This is a genomic window from Pantoea sp. Cr_R13 (assembly GCF_029222565.1).
GTDB classification, from domain to species: Bacteria; Pseudomonadota; Gammaproteobacteria; order Enterobacterales; family Enterobacteriaceae; genus Pantoea; species Pantoea eucalypti.
Map to the genome: position 1 here is coordinate 13,158 of NZ_JARHXL010000017.1, position 18,167 is coordinate 31,324.

Here is an 18,167-nt window from a genome sequence, read left to right on the forward strand (position 1 = left end):
TCACAGACAAAAAAAAACCCTGCCGAGGCAGGGTTTTTATCAGGCAAAGAACGATTAATCGTTTTTGTTGCCGCCGAGACCGGCGTTCAACAGTTCAGCCAGGCTGGCTGAGGCTTCATCCGCAGTAACCTGCGGTGCAACCGGCACTTCACCTGCCGCTTTACGGCGCATACGATCCTGATGGTACGCATAACCGGTACCGGCCGGGATCAGACGACCCACGATGACGTTCTCTTTCAGGCCGCGCAGTTCGTCGCGCTTGCCTGCAACTGCTGCTTCGGTCAGGACACGTGTCGTCTCCTGGAACGATGCTGCAGAGATGAACGATTCGGTAGCCAGTGACGCTTTGGTAATACCCAACAGGTCACGCATGAAGGTTGCGCCAACTTTTCCGTTCGCTTCCAGATCACGGTTAGAGATCTTGATGCGAGAGAATTCAGCCTGCTCACCTTCCAGGAAGTCTGCACTTCCTGCGCTCACGATAGTTGCTTTACGCAGCATCTGACGAACGATGACTTCGATGTGCTTATCGTTAATCTTAACGCCCTGCAGACGGTAAACTTCCTGCACTTCGTTAGTGATGTAACGGGTCACCGCATGCACGCCACGCAAGCGCAGGATGTCATGTGGAGACTCTGGGCCATCGGAAACCACGTCACCGCGCTCAACACGTTCACCTTCGAACACGTTCAGCTGACGCCATTTCGGAATCATCTCTTCGTACGGCTCGCTACCATCCAGCGGGGTAATGACCAGACGACGCTTACCTTTGGTCTCTTTACCGAAGGAGATAATGCCGCTGATCTCTGCCAGAATCGCGGGCTCTTTCGGACGACGTGCTTCGAACAGGTCAGCAACGCGTGGCAGACCACCGGTGATATCTTTGGTACCGCCAGATTCCTGCGGAACACGCGCTAACGTGTCACCGGCACTGATCTTAACGCCATCTTCCAGCTGAACAATCGCTTTACCTGGCAGGAAGTACTGAGCCGGCATATCGGTGCCCGGGATCAGAACGTCGTTGCCGTTGGCATCAACAATTTTCAGCGCAGGACGCAGATCTTTACCGCCTGCAGTACGTTCAGCACTGTCCAGAACCACCAGCGAAGAGAGACCGGTTAAGTCATCTGTCTGACGGGTAATGGTCTGGCCATCAACCATGTCAGTGAAGCGAATGAAACCGCCCACTTCGGTGATGACTGGCATGGTATGCGGATCCCAGTTTGCAACGGTTTCGCCCGCGGCAACCTGCTCACCATCACCTTTCGCCATGGTAGAACCATAAGGAACTTTATAGCTCTCTTTGGTACGACCAAATTCGTCGATCATTTTCAGTTCAACGTTACGCGAGGTGATCACCAGCTTGCCTGCCGAGTTCGTTACGGACTTGGCGTTGGTCAGCTTGATGGTACCTTTGTTCTTCACCTGAATGCTGGATTCAGCAGCCGCACGTGATGCCGCACCACCGATGTGGAACGTACGCATCGTCAGCTGTGTACCTGGCTCACCGATGGACTGTGCTGCGATAACACCGATCGCTTCACCTTTGTTGATGATGTGACCACGTGCCAGGTCGCGACCGTAGCAATGCGCACACACACCAAAGTCGGTTTCACAACCTACAACAGAGCGGACTTTCAGGCTATCAACTGAGTTCAGTTCCAGCACGTCACACCAGTGCTCATCGAGCAGCGTGTTGCGTGGGACCAGAATGTCAGCAGTGCCCGGCTTCAGAACGTCTTCTGCCGTCACACGACCCAGTACACGTTCACGCAGTGGCTCTTTAACGTCGCCACCTTCGATGACAGGCGTCATCATGATGCCTTCGTGTGTACCACAGTCATCTTCGGTAACAACCAGATCCTGTGCAACGTCAACCAGACGACGCGTCAGATAACCGGAGTTCGCTGTTTTCAGTGCGGTATCCGCCAGACCTTTACGTGCACCGTGGGTTGAGATGAAGTACTGAAGTACGTTCAACCCTTCACGGAAGTTCGCCGTGATTGGTGTTTCGATGATGGAACCATCTGGTTTCGCCATCAGACCACGCATACCGGCCAGCTGACGAATCTGTGCAGCAGAACCACGCGCACCAGAGTCGGCCATCATAAAGATGCTGTTAAAGGAAACCTGTCGCTCTTCTGCACCGTCGCGGTTAATCACAACTTCGGTAGAGAGGTTTTCCATCATCGCCTTGGCAACACGTTCGTTGGCTGCTGCCCAGATATCGATGACTTTGTTGTAACGTTCGCCTGCGGTTACCAGACCAGACTGGAACTGTTCCTGAATTTCAGCCACTTCCGCTTCCGCTTCGGTGATGATTTCCACTTTCTTCTCTGGAATAACCATATCATCGATACCGACTGACGCGCCTGAACGGGCAGCGTAAGCGAAACCGGTGTACATGGTCTGGTCAGCAAAGATAACCGTCGGCTTCAGACCCAGAATGCGGTAACAGGTGTTAAGCATTTTGGAGATAGCTTTTTTGCCCAGCGCCTGGTTAACGATAGAGAACGGCAGACCTTTCGGCACGATCATCCACAGGATGGCGCGGCCAATCGTTGTATCGATGATGCTGGTTTTAGCAACCCACTCATCCTGCTCGTTTTTCTCGTGTTCAGTGATACGCACTTTAACGCGAGCGTGCAGAGAGGCCAGGCCAGCGCGATAAACACGCTCAGCTTCTTTCGGGCCAGTCAGCACCATGCCTTCGCCTTTAGCGTTAACACAGTCACGGGTCATGTAATACAGGCCCAGTACAACGTCCTGAGAAGGAACGATGATTGGCTCGCCGTTCGCAGGTGACAGGATGTTGTTGGTCGACATCATCAGCGCACGCGCTTCCAGCTGGGCTTCCAGCGTCAGCGGTACGTGAACAGCCATCTGGTCACCATCGAAGTCGGCGTTATAGGCCGCACAAACCAGTGGGTGCAGCTGGATTGCTTTACCTTCGATCAGAACCGGTTCAAAGGCCTGAATACCCAGACGGTGCAGCGTAGGCGCACGGTTCAGAAGAACCGGGTGCTCACGGATCACTTCGTCGAGGATATCCCAGACAACCGCTTCTTCGCGCTCAACCATTTTCTTCGCGGCTTTGATGGTGGTGGCCAGGCCACGCAGTTCCAGCTTGCCGTAAATGAACGGTTTGAACAGTTCGAGTGCCATTTTCTTAGGCAGACCGCACTGATGCAGACGCAGGTATGGACCAACGGTGATAACCGAACGACCAGAATAGTCGACACGTTTACCCAGCAGGTTCTGACGGAAACGACCCTGCTTACCTTTGATCATGTCAGCCAGCGATTTCAGCGGACGCTTGTTGGAACCGGTGATCGCACGACCGCGACGACCGTTGTCCAGCAGTGCATCGACCGCTTCCTGCAACATACGCTTTTCGTTGCGTACGATGATATCTGGCGCAGCCAGATCCAGCAGGCGCTTCAGACGGTTGTTACGGTTGATTACGCGACGATAAAGATCGTTCAGATCCGACGTTGCGAAACGGCCACCATCCAGCGGTACCAGCGGACGCAGATCCGGGGGCAGAACAGGCAGCACGGTCAGGATCATCCACTCTGGCTTGTTGCCAGACTGTACGAACGCTTCCAGCAGCTTGATACGCTTGGTCAGCTTTTTACGTTTGGTTTCGGAGTTGGTTTCGTTCAGCTCTTCACGCAGCTGCTCGCACTCCTGCTCCAGATCCATGTTTTTCAACAGGGCCTGGATCGCTTCGGCGCCCATTTTGGCGTCGAACTCGTCACCGAACTCTTCCAGAGCGTCAAGGTACTGCTCTTCAGTCAGGATCTGACGCTTCTCGAGGTTGGTCATGCCACCTTCGATTACCACGTAAGATTCAAAGTAGAGCACGCGCTCGATGTCACGCAGTGGCATATCCAGCAGTAAGCCGATACGCGATGGCAGTGACTTCAGGAACCAGATGTGCGCAGTCGGCGACGCCAGTTCAATGTGGCCCATACGCTCACGGCGTACTTTAGTCTGGGTCACTTCAACGCCGCACTTCTCACAAATCACACCACGGTGTTTCAGGCGCTTATACTTGCCGCACAGGCACTCATAGTCTTTTACCGGCCCGAAGATACGGGCACAGAACAGACCATCGCGCTCTGGCTTAAAAGTACGGTAGTTAATGGTTTCTGGCTTTTTCACTTCACCAAAAGACCAGGAACGGATCATGTCTGGCGAAGCCAGCGCAATTTTGATCGCATCAAACTCTTCGGTCTTAGTTTGCGCTTTCAGAAACTTAAGTAAGTCTTTCACGGATTAGCTCCCGTCGGAGTGAGACTCAGAGGGCGTCCAACCGAAATTGAACGCCCCGTAACCAGTACAATTGCGAGCGCTTTAAACCCTGCGCTATCAGGCGACGGCGAACCGCAGCCTGAAAAGGGGTTACTCGTCTTCCAGCTCGATGTTGATACCCAGCGAGCGAATCTCTTTCAACAGTACGTTGAAGGATTCCGGCATGCCCGGTTCCATCTGATGGTTACCGTCAACGATGTTTTTATACATCTTGGTACGGCCGTTGACGTCATCAGACTTAACGGTAAGCATTTCCTGCAGGGTATACGCGGCACCGTATGCTTCCAGTGCCCATACTTCCATCTCACCAAAGCGCTGACCACCGAACTGTGCCTTACCACCCAGCGGCTGCTGAGTAACCAGGCTGTAGGAACCGGTTGAACGTGCATGCATCTTGTCATCAACCAGGTGGTTGAGTTTCAGCATGTACATGTAGCCAACGGTTACCTGACGTTCGAACTGCTCACCGGTACGGCCGTCAAACAGGGTAATCTGACCGGAAGAAGGCAAGCCGCCGAGCTGCAGCAGCTCTTTGATTTCGCTCTCTTTCGCGCCATCAAACACCGGAGTGGCGATTGGCATACCTTTCTTCAGGTTCTCTGCCAGACGAAGAACTTCGTCATCGGAGAAGGTGTTCAGGTCAACTTTCTGACGCAGATCGCTACCCAGGTCATAGGCGCGCTGGATGAATTCGCGCAGTTTCGCGACTTCTTCCTGCTTCTTCAGCATGGCGTTGATCTTCTCGCCGATGCCTTTCGCTGCCATACCCAGGTGGGTTTCCAGAATCTGACCGATGTTCATACGCGATGGTACGCCCAGCGGGTTCAGAACGATGTCAACCGGCGTGCCGTTTTCATCGTAAGGCATATCTTCAATCGGGTTGATCTTGGAGATAACACCTTTGTTACCGTGACGGCCTGCCATTTTGTCACCCGGCTGAATCTGACGCTTAACAGCCAGATAAACCTTAACGATTTTCAGCACGCCTGGTGCCAGATCATCGCCCTGGGTGATTTTACGACGCTTACCTTCGAGTTTTTTCTCAAACTCGTGCTTCAGTTCGTCGTACTGCTCTGCCAGCTGCTCCAGCTGGTTTTGCTTGGCTTCGTCAGTCAGACCCAGTTCCAGCCAGCGCTCGCGCGGCAGCTTGTCCAGTTTGTCTGCTTCAACGCCACCAGAAATCAGGACGTTCTGAATACGGCTGAACAGGCCCGCTTCCAGAATCTGCAGTTCTTCAGACAGGTCTTTTTTGGCCTGCTTCAGCTGCATCTCTTCGATTTCCAGCGCACGTTTGTCTTTTTCCACGCCATCGCGGGTAAAGACCTGAACGTCGATCACGGTGCCTGACACGCCATTCGGTACGCGCAGTGACGAATCTTTCACGTCAGAGGCTTTTTCACCGAAGATAGCGCGCAGCAGTTTTTCTTCTGGCGTCAGCTGGGTCTCACCTTTCGGCGTGACCTTACCCACCAGAATGTCACCACCGGTCACTTCAGCACCGATGTAGACAATGCCTGACTCATCCAGTTTAGAGAGAGCGGCCTCACCCACGTTCGGGATATCAGCGGTAATCTCTTCCGGCCCCAGTTTGGTGTCACGCGACACGCAAGCCAGTTCCTGAATATGGATAGTCGTAAAGCGATCTTCCTGAACCACACGCTCGGAGACCAGGATGGAGTCTTCGAAGTTGTAGCCGTTCCACGGCATGAACGCTACGCGCATGTTCTGGCCCAGTGCCAGTTCACCCAGATCGGTGGACGGGCCATCTGCCAGCACGTCGCCGCGCTCAACCGGCTCACCCAGAGAAACACATGGCATCTGGTTGATGCAGGTGTTCTGGTTAGAACGGGTATATTTGGTCAGGTTATAAATGTCGATACCGGCTTCGCCAGCATGCATTTCGTCTTCGTTCACTTTGATAACGATACGTGATGCGTCGACGTACTGAACGGTACCGCCACGTTTCGCAACGGCGGTAACACCGGAGTCAACAGCAACAGCACGTTCCATACCGGTACCAACCAGCGGCTTGTCAGCACGCAGAGTCGGAACGGCCTGACGTTGCATGTTCGCACCCATCAGGGCGCGGTTGGCGTCATCGTGTTCCAGGAACGGGATCAGGGACGCACCGACAGAAACGATCTGTTGGGTCGAAACGTCCATGTAGTCAACCTGATCACGGCTGAACAGACTTGATTCGCCTTTGCTACGGCAGGTGACTAAGTCATCAACAAACGCGCCGTTATCATCAAGAGGGGCGTTCGCCTGAGCGATAACGTAGTTACCCTCTTCGATAGCAGAAAGGTAATGAATCTCGTCAGAAACCAGACCGTCGATAACACGGCGATAAGGTGTCTCAAGGAAACCGTACTCGTTCGTCTGTGCATAAACAGACAAGGAGTTGATCAGACCGATGTTCGGGCCTTCAGGGGTTTCGATTGGGCAGACACGACCGTAGTGCGTTGGGTGTACGTCACGCACTTCGAAGCCGGCACGCTCACGCGTCAAACCACCCGGGCCGAGAGCAGAAATACGACGTTTATGCGTAATCTCTGACAGCGGGTTGTTCTGATCCATGAACTGAGAAAGCTGGCTTGAACCAAAGAACTCTTTCACCGCAGCCGAAATCGGCTTCGCGTTGATCATGTCCTGTGGCATCAGGGTATCCAGGTCGCCCAGTGACAGACGCTCTTTAACCGCACGCTCAACACGCACCAGACCCACACGGAACTGGTTCTCAGCCATTTCACCGACTGAACGAATACGACGGTTACCGAGGTGGTCGATATCGTCCACTTCGCCTTTACCGTTACGGATGTCGATCAGCTTCTTCATCACTTCGATGATGTCGTCTTTGCTCAGGATGCCTGAACCTTCGATTTCATCACGCAGTAATGAGCGGTTGAACTTCATACGACCAACAGCAGACAGATCGTAACGATCTTCAGAGAAGAACAGGTTCTCAAACAGGTTCTCTGCTGCTTCGCGTGTTGGCGGCTCACCAGGACGCATCATGCGGTAGATCTCAACCAGTGCGCTCAGGCGATCGCTGGTTGGGTCGACACGGAGGGTCTCGGAGATATAAGGACCGTGGTCCAGATCGTTGGTGAACAGCGTTTCGATGCGCTTGTGACCGGACTGGCTCAGTTTAGCCAGCAGATCCAGTGACAGTTCCATGTTCGCTGCAATGATCAGCTCACCGGTGCTCTCATCGATGTAGTCTTTAGCGACCACTTTGCCCGCGATATATTCAACCGGAACTTCGATGTGCTGAATGCCATCTTTTTCCAGCTGACGGATATGGCGCGCAGTAATACGGCGTGCTTTTTCGACGTAGACGGTGCCGTTTGCTTCGATATCGAAGGTAGCGGTTTCACCGCGCAGGCGCTCAGGCACCAGCTCCATCTGCAGCTTGTTGTCACGGATTTCAAACACCACTTTCTCGAAGAAGATATCGAGGATCTGAGGTGTAGTGAACTGCAACGCACGCAGGATGATAGTGGCCGGCAGCTTACGACGACGGTCAATACGGACAAACAGGTTATCTTTCGGGTCAAACTCAAAGTCGAGCCATGATCCGCGGTAAGGGATGATACGTGCGTTGTACAGCACTTTACCCGATGAGTGGGTTTTACCCTTATCGCTATCAAAGAACACGCCAGGACTACGGTGCAGCTGAGAAACGATAACGCGCTCGGTACCATTGATAACAAAGGTACCGTTGTCGGTCATGAGCGGAATTTCGCCCATGTAGACTTCTTGTTCTTTAATGTCTTTTACGGTGCCTTCTGGCGCTTCGCGCTCATAGACCACCAGACGCAGTTTCACGCGCAGCGGTGCCGAATAGGTCACGCCACGGATCTGACACTCTTTCACGTCAAAGACAGGTTCACCCAGGCGATAGCTCACATACTGCAACTCAGAGTTGCCGCTGTAGCTCGCAATAGGGAATACAGAACGGAATGCAGCTTCCAGTCCGTACTGACCTTCTGGATCTTGCTCGATAAACTTCTGGAACGAGTCGAGCTGGATGGAAAGGAGATAAGGTATGTCCAGTACTTGCGGACGTTTACCAAAATCCTTACGAATACGTTTTTTCTCGGTATAGGAGTAAACCATAGGGTTCCTCAGCTAGCTGACAAGTCGACCCACGCTGTCCGTCCTGACAGGACAGTTCATGCAACACGATTTTGTTTGATTCACTGGCTGCGCGGCAGCAGTGCAATACCTCTTTCTATCACGCTTAAATCATTTCATCGCTTTTGAGAAGGCAGGGAACCCGCACAGGAAAGCGGTATATTAAGTCGTCGATAGAGAAAGATATTGAAGAGTAACAATGGACAAACAGTGTGAAACCCCATTGAGACCCTGTAGCGCAAAAAGGCTGGTGACCAAAAAGTCACCAGCCATCAGTCTGAAACTACTCAGACTGCAACCCGAAGGTTGTCTTACTTAACTTCAACTTCAGCGCCAGCTTCTTTCAGAGCAGCTTCAAGTGCAGCTGCGTCGTCTTTGCTGATTGCTTCTTTGATCACACCAGTTGCTTCAACCAGGTCTTTGGCTTCTTTCAGGCCCAGACCAGTTGCAGTACGTACGGCTTTGATTACTGCTACCTTGTTCGGGCCAACAGCTTTCAGGACTACGTCGAATTCAGTTTTTTCTTCAACAGCTTCAGCCGGGCCAGCAGCAACAGCTACAGCAGCAGCAGCAGAAACGCCGAATTTTTCTTCCATTGCAGAAACCAGCTCAACAACTTCCATTACGGACATCGCTGCAACAGCTTCCAGAATTTGGTCTTTAGTGATAGACATGACAATTGTTCCTAAGAATCAGAAAAAGTTTATACGTAAGCAAGTACGAAGAAAAGAATATGGCCTTAAGCCGCTTCTTTTGCATCGCGTACAGCAGCCAGAGTGCGGACCAGTTTGCCGGCAGCGGCTTCTTTCATGGTCGACATCAGACGTGCCAGTGCTTCTTCGTAGGTCGGCAGAGTTGCCAGACGGTCAATATTGGCCGCCGTGATCAGCTCACCTTCAAAGGCTGCAGCTTTGACCTCAAATTTTGCATTCGCTTTCGCGAAATCTTTGAACAGACGAGCAGCAGCGCCCGGGTGTTCCATAGAATATGCAATCAGGGTCGGACCAACAAACGTGTCTTTCAGGCACTCAAACTGAGTTCCTTCAACGACGCGGCGCAGCAGGGTGTTACGAACAACACGCATGTAAACGCCAGCTTCACGGCCTGCTTTACGCAGTTCGGTCATTTTATCAACGGTAACGCCACGGGAATCCGCAACAACCGCTGAAAGCGCACCTTTGGCTACTTCGCTGACTTCAGCAACAATCGCTTGTTTGTCTTGAAGATTTAATGCCATTAGCTTTTGCTCCTGGATTTGACCGGGAAAGGATTTCCCCGGAACTCACTTCACTTAGCCACCCCGAAGGGTGGTAAGCGCTCGAACACGGTGAGCAGAATCCAGCTAAGAAAAAATTCTTTTGGTTCTGTCACCGTCTACGCAGGGTATTAAGCGGAATATCCGGAGATAAACAGCGCCTGCGGTCTTGGACGGAGGCCAGGATAAGGCCTGGCTCCAACCTAAATTCTGTGTGACACAGCAGAGTCAGAGGGAAAGGCGATAAACGCAACAGTCAGTTCCGGCTCTCTGGTGTCCTGTTCTGCTAATAACAGAACAACGGGCGTAAGATTCTAGGTGAATTTTTCGCCCGTTTCAAGCAGCAATTAGTTTGCTGTTGCGTTCAGACCAGCCTGGTCAACGGCAACGCCGGCGCCCATGGTGGTTGAAAGGCTGACTTTCTTGATGTACACGCCTTTCGCCTGAGATGGTTTTGCTTTTTTCAGCGCGACCAGCAGAGATTCCAGGTTTTCTTTCAGTTTGTCAGCGTCAAAGTCCACTTTACCGATGGTAGTGTGGATGATGCCGTTTTTGTCGTTACGATAACGAACCTGACCCGCTTTAGCATTCTTAACTGCTTCAGCAACGTTAGGGGTTACAGTACCGACTTTCGGGTTTGGCATCAGGCCGCGTGGGCCCAGAATCTGGCCTAACTGGCCAACAACGCGCATTGCATCCGGAGAAGCAATAACAACGTCAAAATTCATTTCGCCTTTCTTGATCTGATCAGCCAGGTCTTCCATACCTACCAGCTCAGCGCCTGCTGCTTTAGCAGCTTCAGCGTTTGCGCCCTGGGTGAAGACAGCAACACGTACTGAACGACCAGTACCGTGTGGCAGAACGGTCGCGCCGCGCACGTTCTGATCAGATTTACGTGCATCAATGCCGAGGTTGACAGCAACGTCAACGCTTTCAACGAACTTGGCAGTAGCAAGTTCTTTCAGCAGAGCAACAGCTTCAGCAATGTCATACTGCTTGGTCGCGTCAACTTTTTCGCGAATTACGGTCATGCGCTTGGTCAGCTTAGCCATTTCTTAGTCCTCTACTACCAGGCCCATGGAACGAGCAGTACCTTCGATTGAGCGAGTCATCGCTTCAACGTCAGAACCAGTCATGTCCGCAGCTTTGGTTTCTGCGATTTCACGTACCTGAGCACGAGTCACTTTACCGACTTTATCTTTGTTCGGCTTACCAGAACCAGACTTGATGCCCGCTGCTTTTTTCAGCAGTACGGCAGCCGGAGGCGTTTTGGTAATGAAGGTAAAAGAACGGTCGCTGTATACGGTGATAACAACAGGAGTCGGCAGACCTTTTTCCAGAGATTCGGTCTTAGCGTTAAACGCTTTACAGAATTCCATGATGTTAACGCCCTGCTGACCCAGTGCTGGACCAACCGGTGGACTTGGGTTCGCCATACCAGCTGCAACCTGCAGCTTGACGTAGGCTTGGACTTTCTTAGCCATGATATTTCCTCAATTGGGTTATAGCGCCTGTAAAGGCTCCCCGTGATAACGATTTATACGCTGTTGCCAGCGCATAAAAACAAAAGGCGCGAAATTATAGTTAAATTTCGCGCCTGCTGCAACAGCTAATTTGTGAGCGGAAAGAGGTTAACCTTTCTCCACCTGACCGAAGTCCAGCTCAACCGGTGTTGCACGACCAAAGATAGATACGGAAACCGTCAGGCGGCTCTTCTCGTAATCCACATCTTCAACCACACCGTTAAAGTCAGCAAATGGACCGTCATTAACGCGAACCATTTCACCCGGCTCAAACAGCGTTTTCGGACGAGGCTTGTCGCCGACCTGCTGCAGACGGTTCATGATCGCATCAACTTCTTTATCGCTGATCGGTGCCGGACGGTCAGAGGTACCGCCGATGAAACCCATCACGCGCGGGACGCTGCGTACTAAGTGCCAGCTGGCGTCATTCATGACCATCTGAACCAGTACGTATCCCGGGAAAAACTTGCGCTCGCTCTTACGACGCTGGCCACCACGGATTTCAACGACTTCTTCAGTCGGAACCATGACGTCGCCAAACAGCTCTTCCATGTTGTGCAATTTGATATGCTCGCGCAGCGATTGGGCTACGCGGCCTTCAAAACCGGAAAACGCCTGTACGACGTACCAGCGTTTCTTTGGAGCTTCAGACATCTCAGAACCTCAGGCCAGTGATAAACGATACCAGACGGACCAGAATACCATCCAGCCCCCACAAAATCAGTGACATCACGGCAGTAACCGCGGCAACGATTAACGTGGTGTGCAGCGTTTCCTGGCGGGTTGGCCAGATAACCTTACGCATTTCTGTTCTTGCTTCACGAGCAAAAGCCACGGTCGCTTTGCCTTTGGTCGTTAAAAGCGCAATGCCGCCAGCCGCTGCAATCAGTACAACTACGGCTAATGCACGCAGTGGCAGTGACACATCACGATAGAGGTAGTTACCTACAATCGCTGCAAGCAGCAGTAATACAACTACTACCCACTTTACCGCTTCCAGGCCACGCCCGCTCCCTTGAGCTTCGGTATTCGCACTCATAAACCAACCTGCCACAATAATTCAGAAACTATTCTGCCCCGCAGTGCGAGGCGTCCAAACCGAATGAGCTTTTGAGGCGTAACTCGGTATCCAACGCCGCATAACAGAGCCTGTCTCAGCAATGATTATGATTCAAAAAATCACTGATGAGCCAGGTTCTATGAAACAGCGTGCAAAAAGGGCATCAAATGATGCCCTTTCCGTGTGCATTGCGTCAAACGTTATCGGTAATTATGCGATAACTTTAGCAACAACACCCGCGCCAACGGTACGGCCACCTTCGCGGATTGCGAAGCGCAGACCTTCGTCCATTGCGATTGGGTGGATCAGGGTAACAACCATTTTGATGTTGTCGCCTGGCATGACCATTTCAACGCCTTCTGGCAGCTCTACTGAGCCGGTTACGTCAGTTGTACGGAAGTAGAACTGTGGACGATAGCCTTTGAAGAACGGAGTATGGCGACCACCTTCGTCTTTAGACAGAACGTAAACTTCTGACTCGAACTGGGTGTGTGGCTTGATTGAGCCTGGCTTAGCCAGAACCTGGCCACGCTGGATGTCTTCACGCTTGATACCGCGCAGCAGAACACCACAGTTTTCGCCCGCCTGACCCTGGTCCAGCAGCTTACGGAACATCTCAACACCGGTACAGGTTGATTTCGCAGTATCTTTGATACCCACGATTTCAACTTCGTCGCCGACTTTAACGATGCCGCGCTCAACACGACCGGTAACAACAGTACCACGGCCAGAGATTGAGAATACGTCTTCGATTGGCAGCAGGAACGGCATGTCGATCGCACGGACTGGATCCGGGATGTAGTTGTCCAGGTGTTCAGCCAGTTCGATGATTTTCGCTTCCCACTCAGGAACGCCTTCCAGCGCTTTCAGAGCAGAACCACGAACGATTGGGGTGTCGTCGCCTGGGAAGTCGTACTGTGACAGCAGGTCACGTACTTCCATCTCTACCAGCTCCAGCAGCTCTTCATCATCAACCATGTCACACTTGTTCAGGAACACGATGATGTAAGGAACGCCAACCTGACGACCCAGCAGGATGTGCTCACGGGTCTGTGGCATTGGGCCATCAGTCGCAGCAACAACCAGGATCGCGCCGTCCATCTGCGCAGCACCGGTGATCATGTTTTTCACATAGTCGGCGTGGCCTGGGCAGTCAACGTGAGCGTAGTGACGTGCAGCAGTCTCATACTCAACGTGAGCGGTGTTGATGGTGATACCGCGGGCTTTTTCTTCAGGTGTGCTGTCGATCTGATCGAATGCACGAGCCTGGCCGCCGTTGGTTTTAGCCAGTACGGTAGTGATAGCTGCAGTCAGGGTGGTTTTACCGTGGTCAACGTGACCGATGGTGCCCACGTTTACGTGCAGTTTGTTACGTTGAAATTGCTCTTTAGCCATCGCTAGTCCCTCTAAGACACGGATATATCAATGATATCATCACATTAACCAGGCATTGCCTGACTGCAAGGAAGTTACAGAGAAAATCAGGAGGGAGATTAAAGGAAGTGGTGCTGATACCCAGAGTCGAACTGGGGACCTCACCCTTACCAAGGGTGCGCTCTACCAACTGAGCCATATCAGCACATCTGGAGCGGGCAGCGGGAATCGAACCCGCATCATCAGCTTGGAAGGCTGAGGTAATAGCCATTATACGATGCCCGCATCCTGGAACTCGGCTACCTGTTCTTTCTGTAGCTTGCAGATAACAGTGAATGTTTCTCTGCTATCTACTGTCTGCCAGCGAAGCTGACCGACGTTGACTTCGCTAACGCTCAGTCTGAATTCAGGGTGATAAATGACTCACCTGACAGATAAACAGGTTGTTTACCTGTACTCAACCGTGAGGCTGAGATGGTGGTGGGAGAAGGATTCGAACCTTCGAAGTCTGTGACGGCAGATTTACAGTCTGCTCCCTTTGGCCGCTCGGGAATCCCACCTACTTGATGGTGCCGGCTACCGGAATCGAACTGGTGACCTACTGATTACAAGTCAGTTGCTCTACCAACTGAGCTAAGCCGGCATCAAGTGGAGCGCATTCTAGGAAGGTCGGGCTTTCGATGCAACTAAAAAATCACTAATTTTGTTCTATCGCTTACTATTTGTGCAAATCATCGCATTATGGCGTTTTTGTGCAGAATATTTGTGCGATCTGGTCCTGTTTTCACACCGCCCACCCTACCTCGCTATCGTCCCCTGCTGCTCTGGCATGCTCTTTTTAAGGTAAAATATTCCGCCCATCGCCTTTTTATTTTGCGCAGCCTGTTCTGAGTGATGCTTTTTTAACCCTTATCGGCGTTATTTTATCGTGCACACAAGATATCTGCAGAACAGGGAGACGTTTTTGTCCTGCATATCTCTCTTGCCAGTACGACGATAACGGTAAAAAACGGTGCCAGTGTCTCGCAGCTCTTTATTCTTCAGTCGGGAAATATACGCTGCATATTGAATGTATGCGCTTTTAGCCTCTCTGTGCGCCGTTATAGCTCTATTGGGTCAGCAGGGCGTCTGACGGCTATTCAGGGCAGATAAAAGCCGCACATAAGCTTTGATGGCCCGTGTAGCACTACACGTAGTGTTACAGCTGTCAGAATTAGCGTTATTATGATGTTTTGTGGGTATGCCGACGAAAGCGTGATCACGTTTATCTTTTTACTTCTGTTAAAAGCCATACTGGTGATACCCTCCAGCCCATTGTTCTCACTGATAAACCAGCGATTCGTGATTTATTTCACCTGTGCTCTCCTGCTTATCGGATGACACGCGGTTGATAGCAATGAATTTGCGGTCAGATGCATGCTTATGGATAAAACGACCCCCCTGACAACGCCTTATTTAGAGTTCACTCGTGAGCAGTGGGCTGCATTACGTGATTCCGTTCCTATGACGCTGTCAGAGGAAGAGATCGCGCAGCTGGAGGGCATCAACGAGGATCTCTCGCTGGAGGAGGTAGCAGAAATTTATCTGCCACTTTCGCGTCTGCTTAATTTCTATATCAGCTCTAATGTTCGTCGGCAGGCTGTACTGGAGCAATTTCTGGGCACCAATGGCCAGAAAATTCCCTATATCATTAGTATTGCGGGCAGCGTAGCGGTCGGTAAAAGCACAACTGCGCGTGTATTACAGGCGTTGCTCAGCCGCTGGCCTGAACATCGTAAAGTAGAATTGATCACGACGGATGGCTTTCTTCACCCCAATGCCGTACTCAAAGAGCGCGGATTAATGAAGAAAAAAGGGTTCCCGCAATCTTATGATATGCACCGGCTGGTCAATTTCGTCTCCGATTTGAAATCAGGTGCCAGTCAGGTCACAGCACCGGTCTATTCGCATCTGATTTATGATGTCATCCCTGATGGCGATAAAGTGGTTCAGCAGCCTGATATCCTTATTCTGGAAGGTCTGAATGTATTGCAGAGTGGCATGGATTATCCCCATGACCCACATCATGTCTTTGTTTCAGACTTCGTCGATTTTTCAATCTATGTCGACGCAGAGGAAGAGCTGCTGCAAAGCTGGTATATCAATCGATTCCTCAAATTCCGCCAGGGTGCATTTACCGATCCGGACTCTTACTTCCACCATTATGCCCAGCTCTCAGAGGCGGAAGCAGTGGAGATAGCGGGCAATTTATGGAAAGAGATTAACTGGCTAAACCTGCGGGAAAATATCCTGCCGACGCGCGAAAGGGCCAGCTTGATCATGACGAAAAGTGGCAATCATGCGGTCGACAGGGTTCGCCTGCGTAAATAACGGCTCCAGTAAAAAAGCCTGCATTAGTGCAGGCTTTTTTGATCAGAGAGGACGCAGTGATATTTCTCCGCCCACCCAGGCTTTTATTTCGCCATCCTGCTCAAGTAACAGGCCCCCCTGACTGTCAATGCCCCGCGCAATGCCATGCACTTCACGTTCACCGATGAGCAGTTTAACGGGCCGGTTAATAAAGTTATCCAGCACCATCCAGCGCGTAACAAAGGGCGTTAACCCTTCCTGCTCAAACAACGGCAGGGCTTCGCGCAGATTATTTATCAGATGGGCGGCCAGCTCATTGCGGTTAACGGATACACCGGCTTCCTGCAGGTTAATCCAGCCCTGATTAATCTGCGATGCATCGGCTGTATGCATAGCAAGGTTAATCCCGGCCCCCATGACGATATGCGCAGCATCACCCGTTTTACCGGTCAGTTCGACCAGAATACCTGCCAGTTTGCGATCGTTAAGGTAAATATCATTGGGCCATTTGACGCGGACATCATCAGCCCCTAATGAACGTAATGTCTCAGCAATGATAATACCAACCACCAGACTAAGACCCATTGCCGCAGCGGGTCCCTGATCCAGACGCCAGTACATAGACATGTAGAGATTAGCGCCAAAGGGAGAAAACCATTGACGCCCACGACGGCCACGACCAGCCTGCTGATACTCAGCGATACAGGCCGCACCCGACTGCATCTCATGCATGCGTTCCAGCAGATACTGATTTGTAGAATCAATCACCGGGAGAACCGAGATATTGCCCTGCTTAACCTGAGCGACAATTGCCTGCTCATCCAACAGCTGCATCGGGGCAGAGAAACTGTAGCCCTTTCCTGTCACGGTATAAACGTCAAGTCCCCAGCTTTTTAAGGTCTGGATATGCTTATTGATGGCTGCGCGACTCATACCCAGCGTCTCACCCAACTGCTCGCCAGAATGAAACTCACCGTCAGATAAAATATCGACCAGCTTTAGCGGAATACTATTGTCTTTCATGCGATTACCCCGACAGCATTGCACTCGCCCTGGGCCTGAATAAACCGCACCTCAGGCTCCAGCCAGACATCAAACTTTTCACCCACCTTCGCACGCACGGTTTTTGCCAGCGCAACAATATCGTCAGGTGTGGCATTATCAGCATTTATCAGCACCAGAGCCTGTTGCTGATGAACGGCGGCACCGCCGATACGATAACCTTTCAACTGACACTGATCGATAAGCCATCCAGCTGCCAGCTTGGTTTCGCCATTCGGCATCAGATAGTGTGGCATAGCTGGAAAATGCGCCAGCAAGGCGCTGCACTGCGCCTCGGTAACGACCGGATTTTTAAAGAAGCTGCCTACATTCCCGGTGACTTTCGGATCCGGTAATTTGCTCTGCCGCATCTGGCACACCGCGTGAAAAACATCCCAGGCGCTAGCCGTTACCGAATTCAGAGTCTTCAGATCACCGTAGGTCAATACAGGCTGCCATTGTTTAGGCAGGATTATCCCGACCGCAACGATGACATAACCTCTCTGATAGCGATGTTTGAAAATGCTGTCACGATAGCCAAACTCACAGGCTTCACGATCGAGACGCGCTGTCTCACCACTGTCCAGGTTAAGCACATCCACGTATTCGCAGACATCTTTTAATTCCACACCATAGGCACCAATGTTCTGAATCGGTGCAGAACCGGTCATTCCAGGGATTAATGCCAGATTCTCCAGGCCAGTGATCCCTTTTTCCAGTGTGCTCTTAACCAGCTGATGCCAGTTCTCACCTGCTCCGACATGCAACTTCCAATACTCATACTCATCCTGAATGTTGATGCCTTTAATGCGGTTAAGTACCACAGTACCCGCGAAATCATCCAGGAAGAGGACATTGCTGCCTTCACCAAGCACCATGAAAGGGGTTTGATCACGCTGGCTGGCCTGCCATGCGGCCAGAATGGCAGCTGGCGTCTCAGCAACGATGCGTTTCTGTGTATGTACTTCAAGCCCAAGCGTATTGTCGGCTTTTAAGGAAGGATGCTGGCTGGACATTTGACGACCTTTACTGAGTTATCTGGGCGTAGTTTACCGTATCAGGGAGGGGTTCTCAGGCTGTTTTCGGGGATTATGATGAGGTTTTTCACGAT

At 51.7% G+C, this 18,167-nt stretch carries 12 protein-coding genes and 4 tRNA genes; 1 reads left to right on the forward strand and 15 read right to left on the reverse strand.

The genetic code is table 11. The annotated features are described in order from the left end of the window. Positions 1 to 54: 54 nt before the first annotated feature. The 13 genes from rpoC to P2R09_RS16965 form a co-directional block, all read right to left on the reverse strand. Positions 55 to 4,278, reverse strand: coding sequence for a DNA-directed RNA polymerase subunit beta' (gene rpoC / locus P2R09_RS16905; protein WP_003850116.1), 4,224 nt, complete (start codon positions 4,276 to 4,278; stop codon positions 55 to 57). Positions 4,279 to 4,407: 129 nt separating this feature from the next. Then, positions 4,408 to 8,436 carry a DNA-directed RNA polymerase subunit beta gene (gene rpoB, locus P2R09_RS16910; protein ID WP_008927143.1) on the reverse strand — a complete coding sequence of 1,343 codons (4,029 nt, stop codon included), beginning with the start codon at positions 8,434 to 8,436 and terminating at the stop codon, positions 4,408 to 4,410. A gap of 329 nt (positions 8,437 to 8,765) precedes the next feature. Beyond that, positions 8,766 to 9,128, reverse strand: coding sequence for a 50S ribosomal protein L7/L12 (gene rplL, locus P2R09_RS16915; RefSeq protein WP_008927142.1), 363 nt, complete (start codon positions 9,126 to 9,128; stop codon positions 8,766 to 8,768). Between the two features lie 65 nt (positions 9,129 to 9,193). Beyond that, positions 9,194 to 9,691, reverse strand: a complete 498-nt coding sequence (gene rplJ / locus P2R09_RS16920; RefSeq protein WP_003848098.1) for a 50S ribosomal protein L10 — start codon at positions 9,689 to 9,691, stop codon at positions 9,194 to 9,196. A gap of 365 nt (positions 9,692 to 10,056) precedes the next feature. Then, the gene (gene rplA, locus P2R09_RS16925; protein WP_275771443.1) at positions 10,057 to 10,761 is read right to left on the reverse strand and encodes a 50S ribosomal protein L1; all 705 of its coding nucleotides are present in this window, start codon (positions 10,759 to 10,761) and stop codon (positions 10,057 to 10,059) included. 3 nt (positions 10,762 to 10,764) lie between these two features. Beyond that, a complete protein-coding gene (rplK, locus tag P2R09_RS16930; protein ID WP_006121495.1) occupies positions 10,765 to 11,193 on the reverse strand; it encodes a 50S ribosomal protein L11 in 429 nt (142 codons plus the stop codon). Between the two features lie 147 nt (positions 11,194 to 11,340). Further along, positions 11,341 to 11,886 (reverse strand): transcription termination/antitermination protein NusG, encoded by a 546-nt coding sequence (gene nusG, locus P2R09_RS16935; protein ID WP_003848088.1) that lies wholly within the window; start codon positions 11,884 to 11,886, stop codon positions 11,341 to 11,343. A gap of 1 nt (position 11,887) precedes the next feature. Further along, complete coding sequence (gene secE / locus P2R09_RS16940) at positions 11,888 to 12,271, reverse strand: preprotein translocase subunit SecE (RefSeq protein ID WP_008927141.1); 384 nt, start codon at positions 12,269 to 12,271, stop codon at positions 11,888 to 11,890. 231 nt (positions 12,272 to 12,502) lie between these two features. Beyond that, positions 12,503 to 13,687 carry an elongation factor Tu gene (gene tuf / locus P2R09_RS16945; protein ID WP_013359730.1) on the reverse strand — a complete coding sequence of 395 codons (1,185 nt, stop codon included), beginning with the start codon at positions 13,685 to 13,687 and terminating at the stop codon, positions 12,503 to 12,505. 108 nt (positions 13,688 to 13,795) lie between these two features. Further along, a tRNA-Thr gene (locus P2R09_RS16950) sits at positions 13,796 to 13,871 on the reverse strand. A gap of 5 nt (positions 13,872 to 13,876) precedes the next feature. After that, positions 13,877 to 13,951, reverse strand: a tRNA-Gly gene (locus P2R09_RS16955). Between the two features lie 190 nt (positions 13,952 to 14,141). Beyond that, positions 14,142 to 14,226, reverse strand: a tRNA-Tyr gene (locus P2R09_RS16960). Between the two features lie 7 nt (positions 14,227 to 14,233). Continuing rightward, positions 14,234 to 14,309 (reverse strand) — tRNA-Thr (locus P2R09_RS16965). A 779-nt stretch (positions 14,310 to 15,088) separates the two neighbouring features. Between P2R09_RS16965 and coaA the strand changes: the two genes are divergently transcribed. Next, positions 15,089 to 16,036: a type I pantothenate kinase gene (gene coaA, locus P2R09_RS16970; RefSeq protein WP_033743664.1), complete on the forward strand. Its 948-nt coding sequence runs from the start codon at positions 15,089 to 15,091 to the stop codon at positions 16,034 to 16,036. A 42-nt stretch (positions 16,037 to 16,078) separates the two neighbouring features. Here coaA and birA read toward each other — a convergent pair whose 3' ends face one another. Together birA and murB are read right to left on the reverse strand one after the other, a co-directional pair. Continuing rightward, on the reverse strand, positions 16,079 to 17,038 hold the full coding sequence (gene birA, locus P2R09_RS16975; RefSeq protein ID WP_275771447.1) for a bifunctional biotin--[acetyl-CoA-carboxylase] ligase/biotin operon repressor BirA: 960 nt from the start codon (positions 17,036 to 17,038) through the stop codon (positions 16,079 to 16,081). Further along, complete coding sequence (murB, locus tag P2R09_RS16980; RefSeq protein WP_275771448.1) at positions 17,035 to 18,072, reverse strand: UDP-N-acetylmuramate dehydrogenase; 1,038 nt, start codon at positions 18,070 to 18,072, stop codon at positions 17,035 to 17,037. Before murB ends, birA begins: the two co-directional genes overlap by 4 nt. Positions 18,073 to 18,167: the final 95 nt, after the last annotated feature.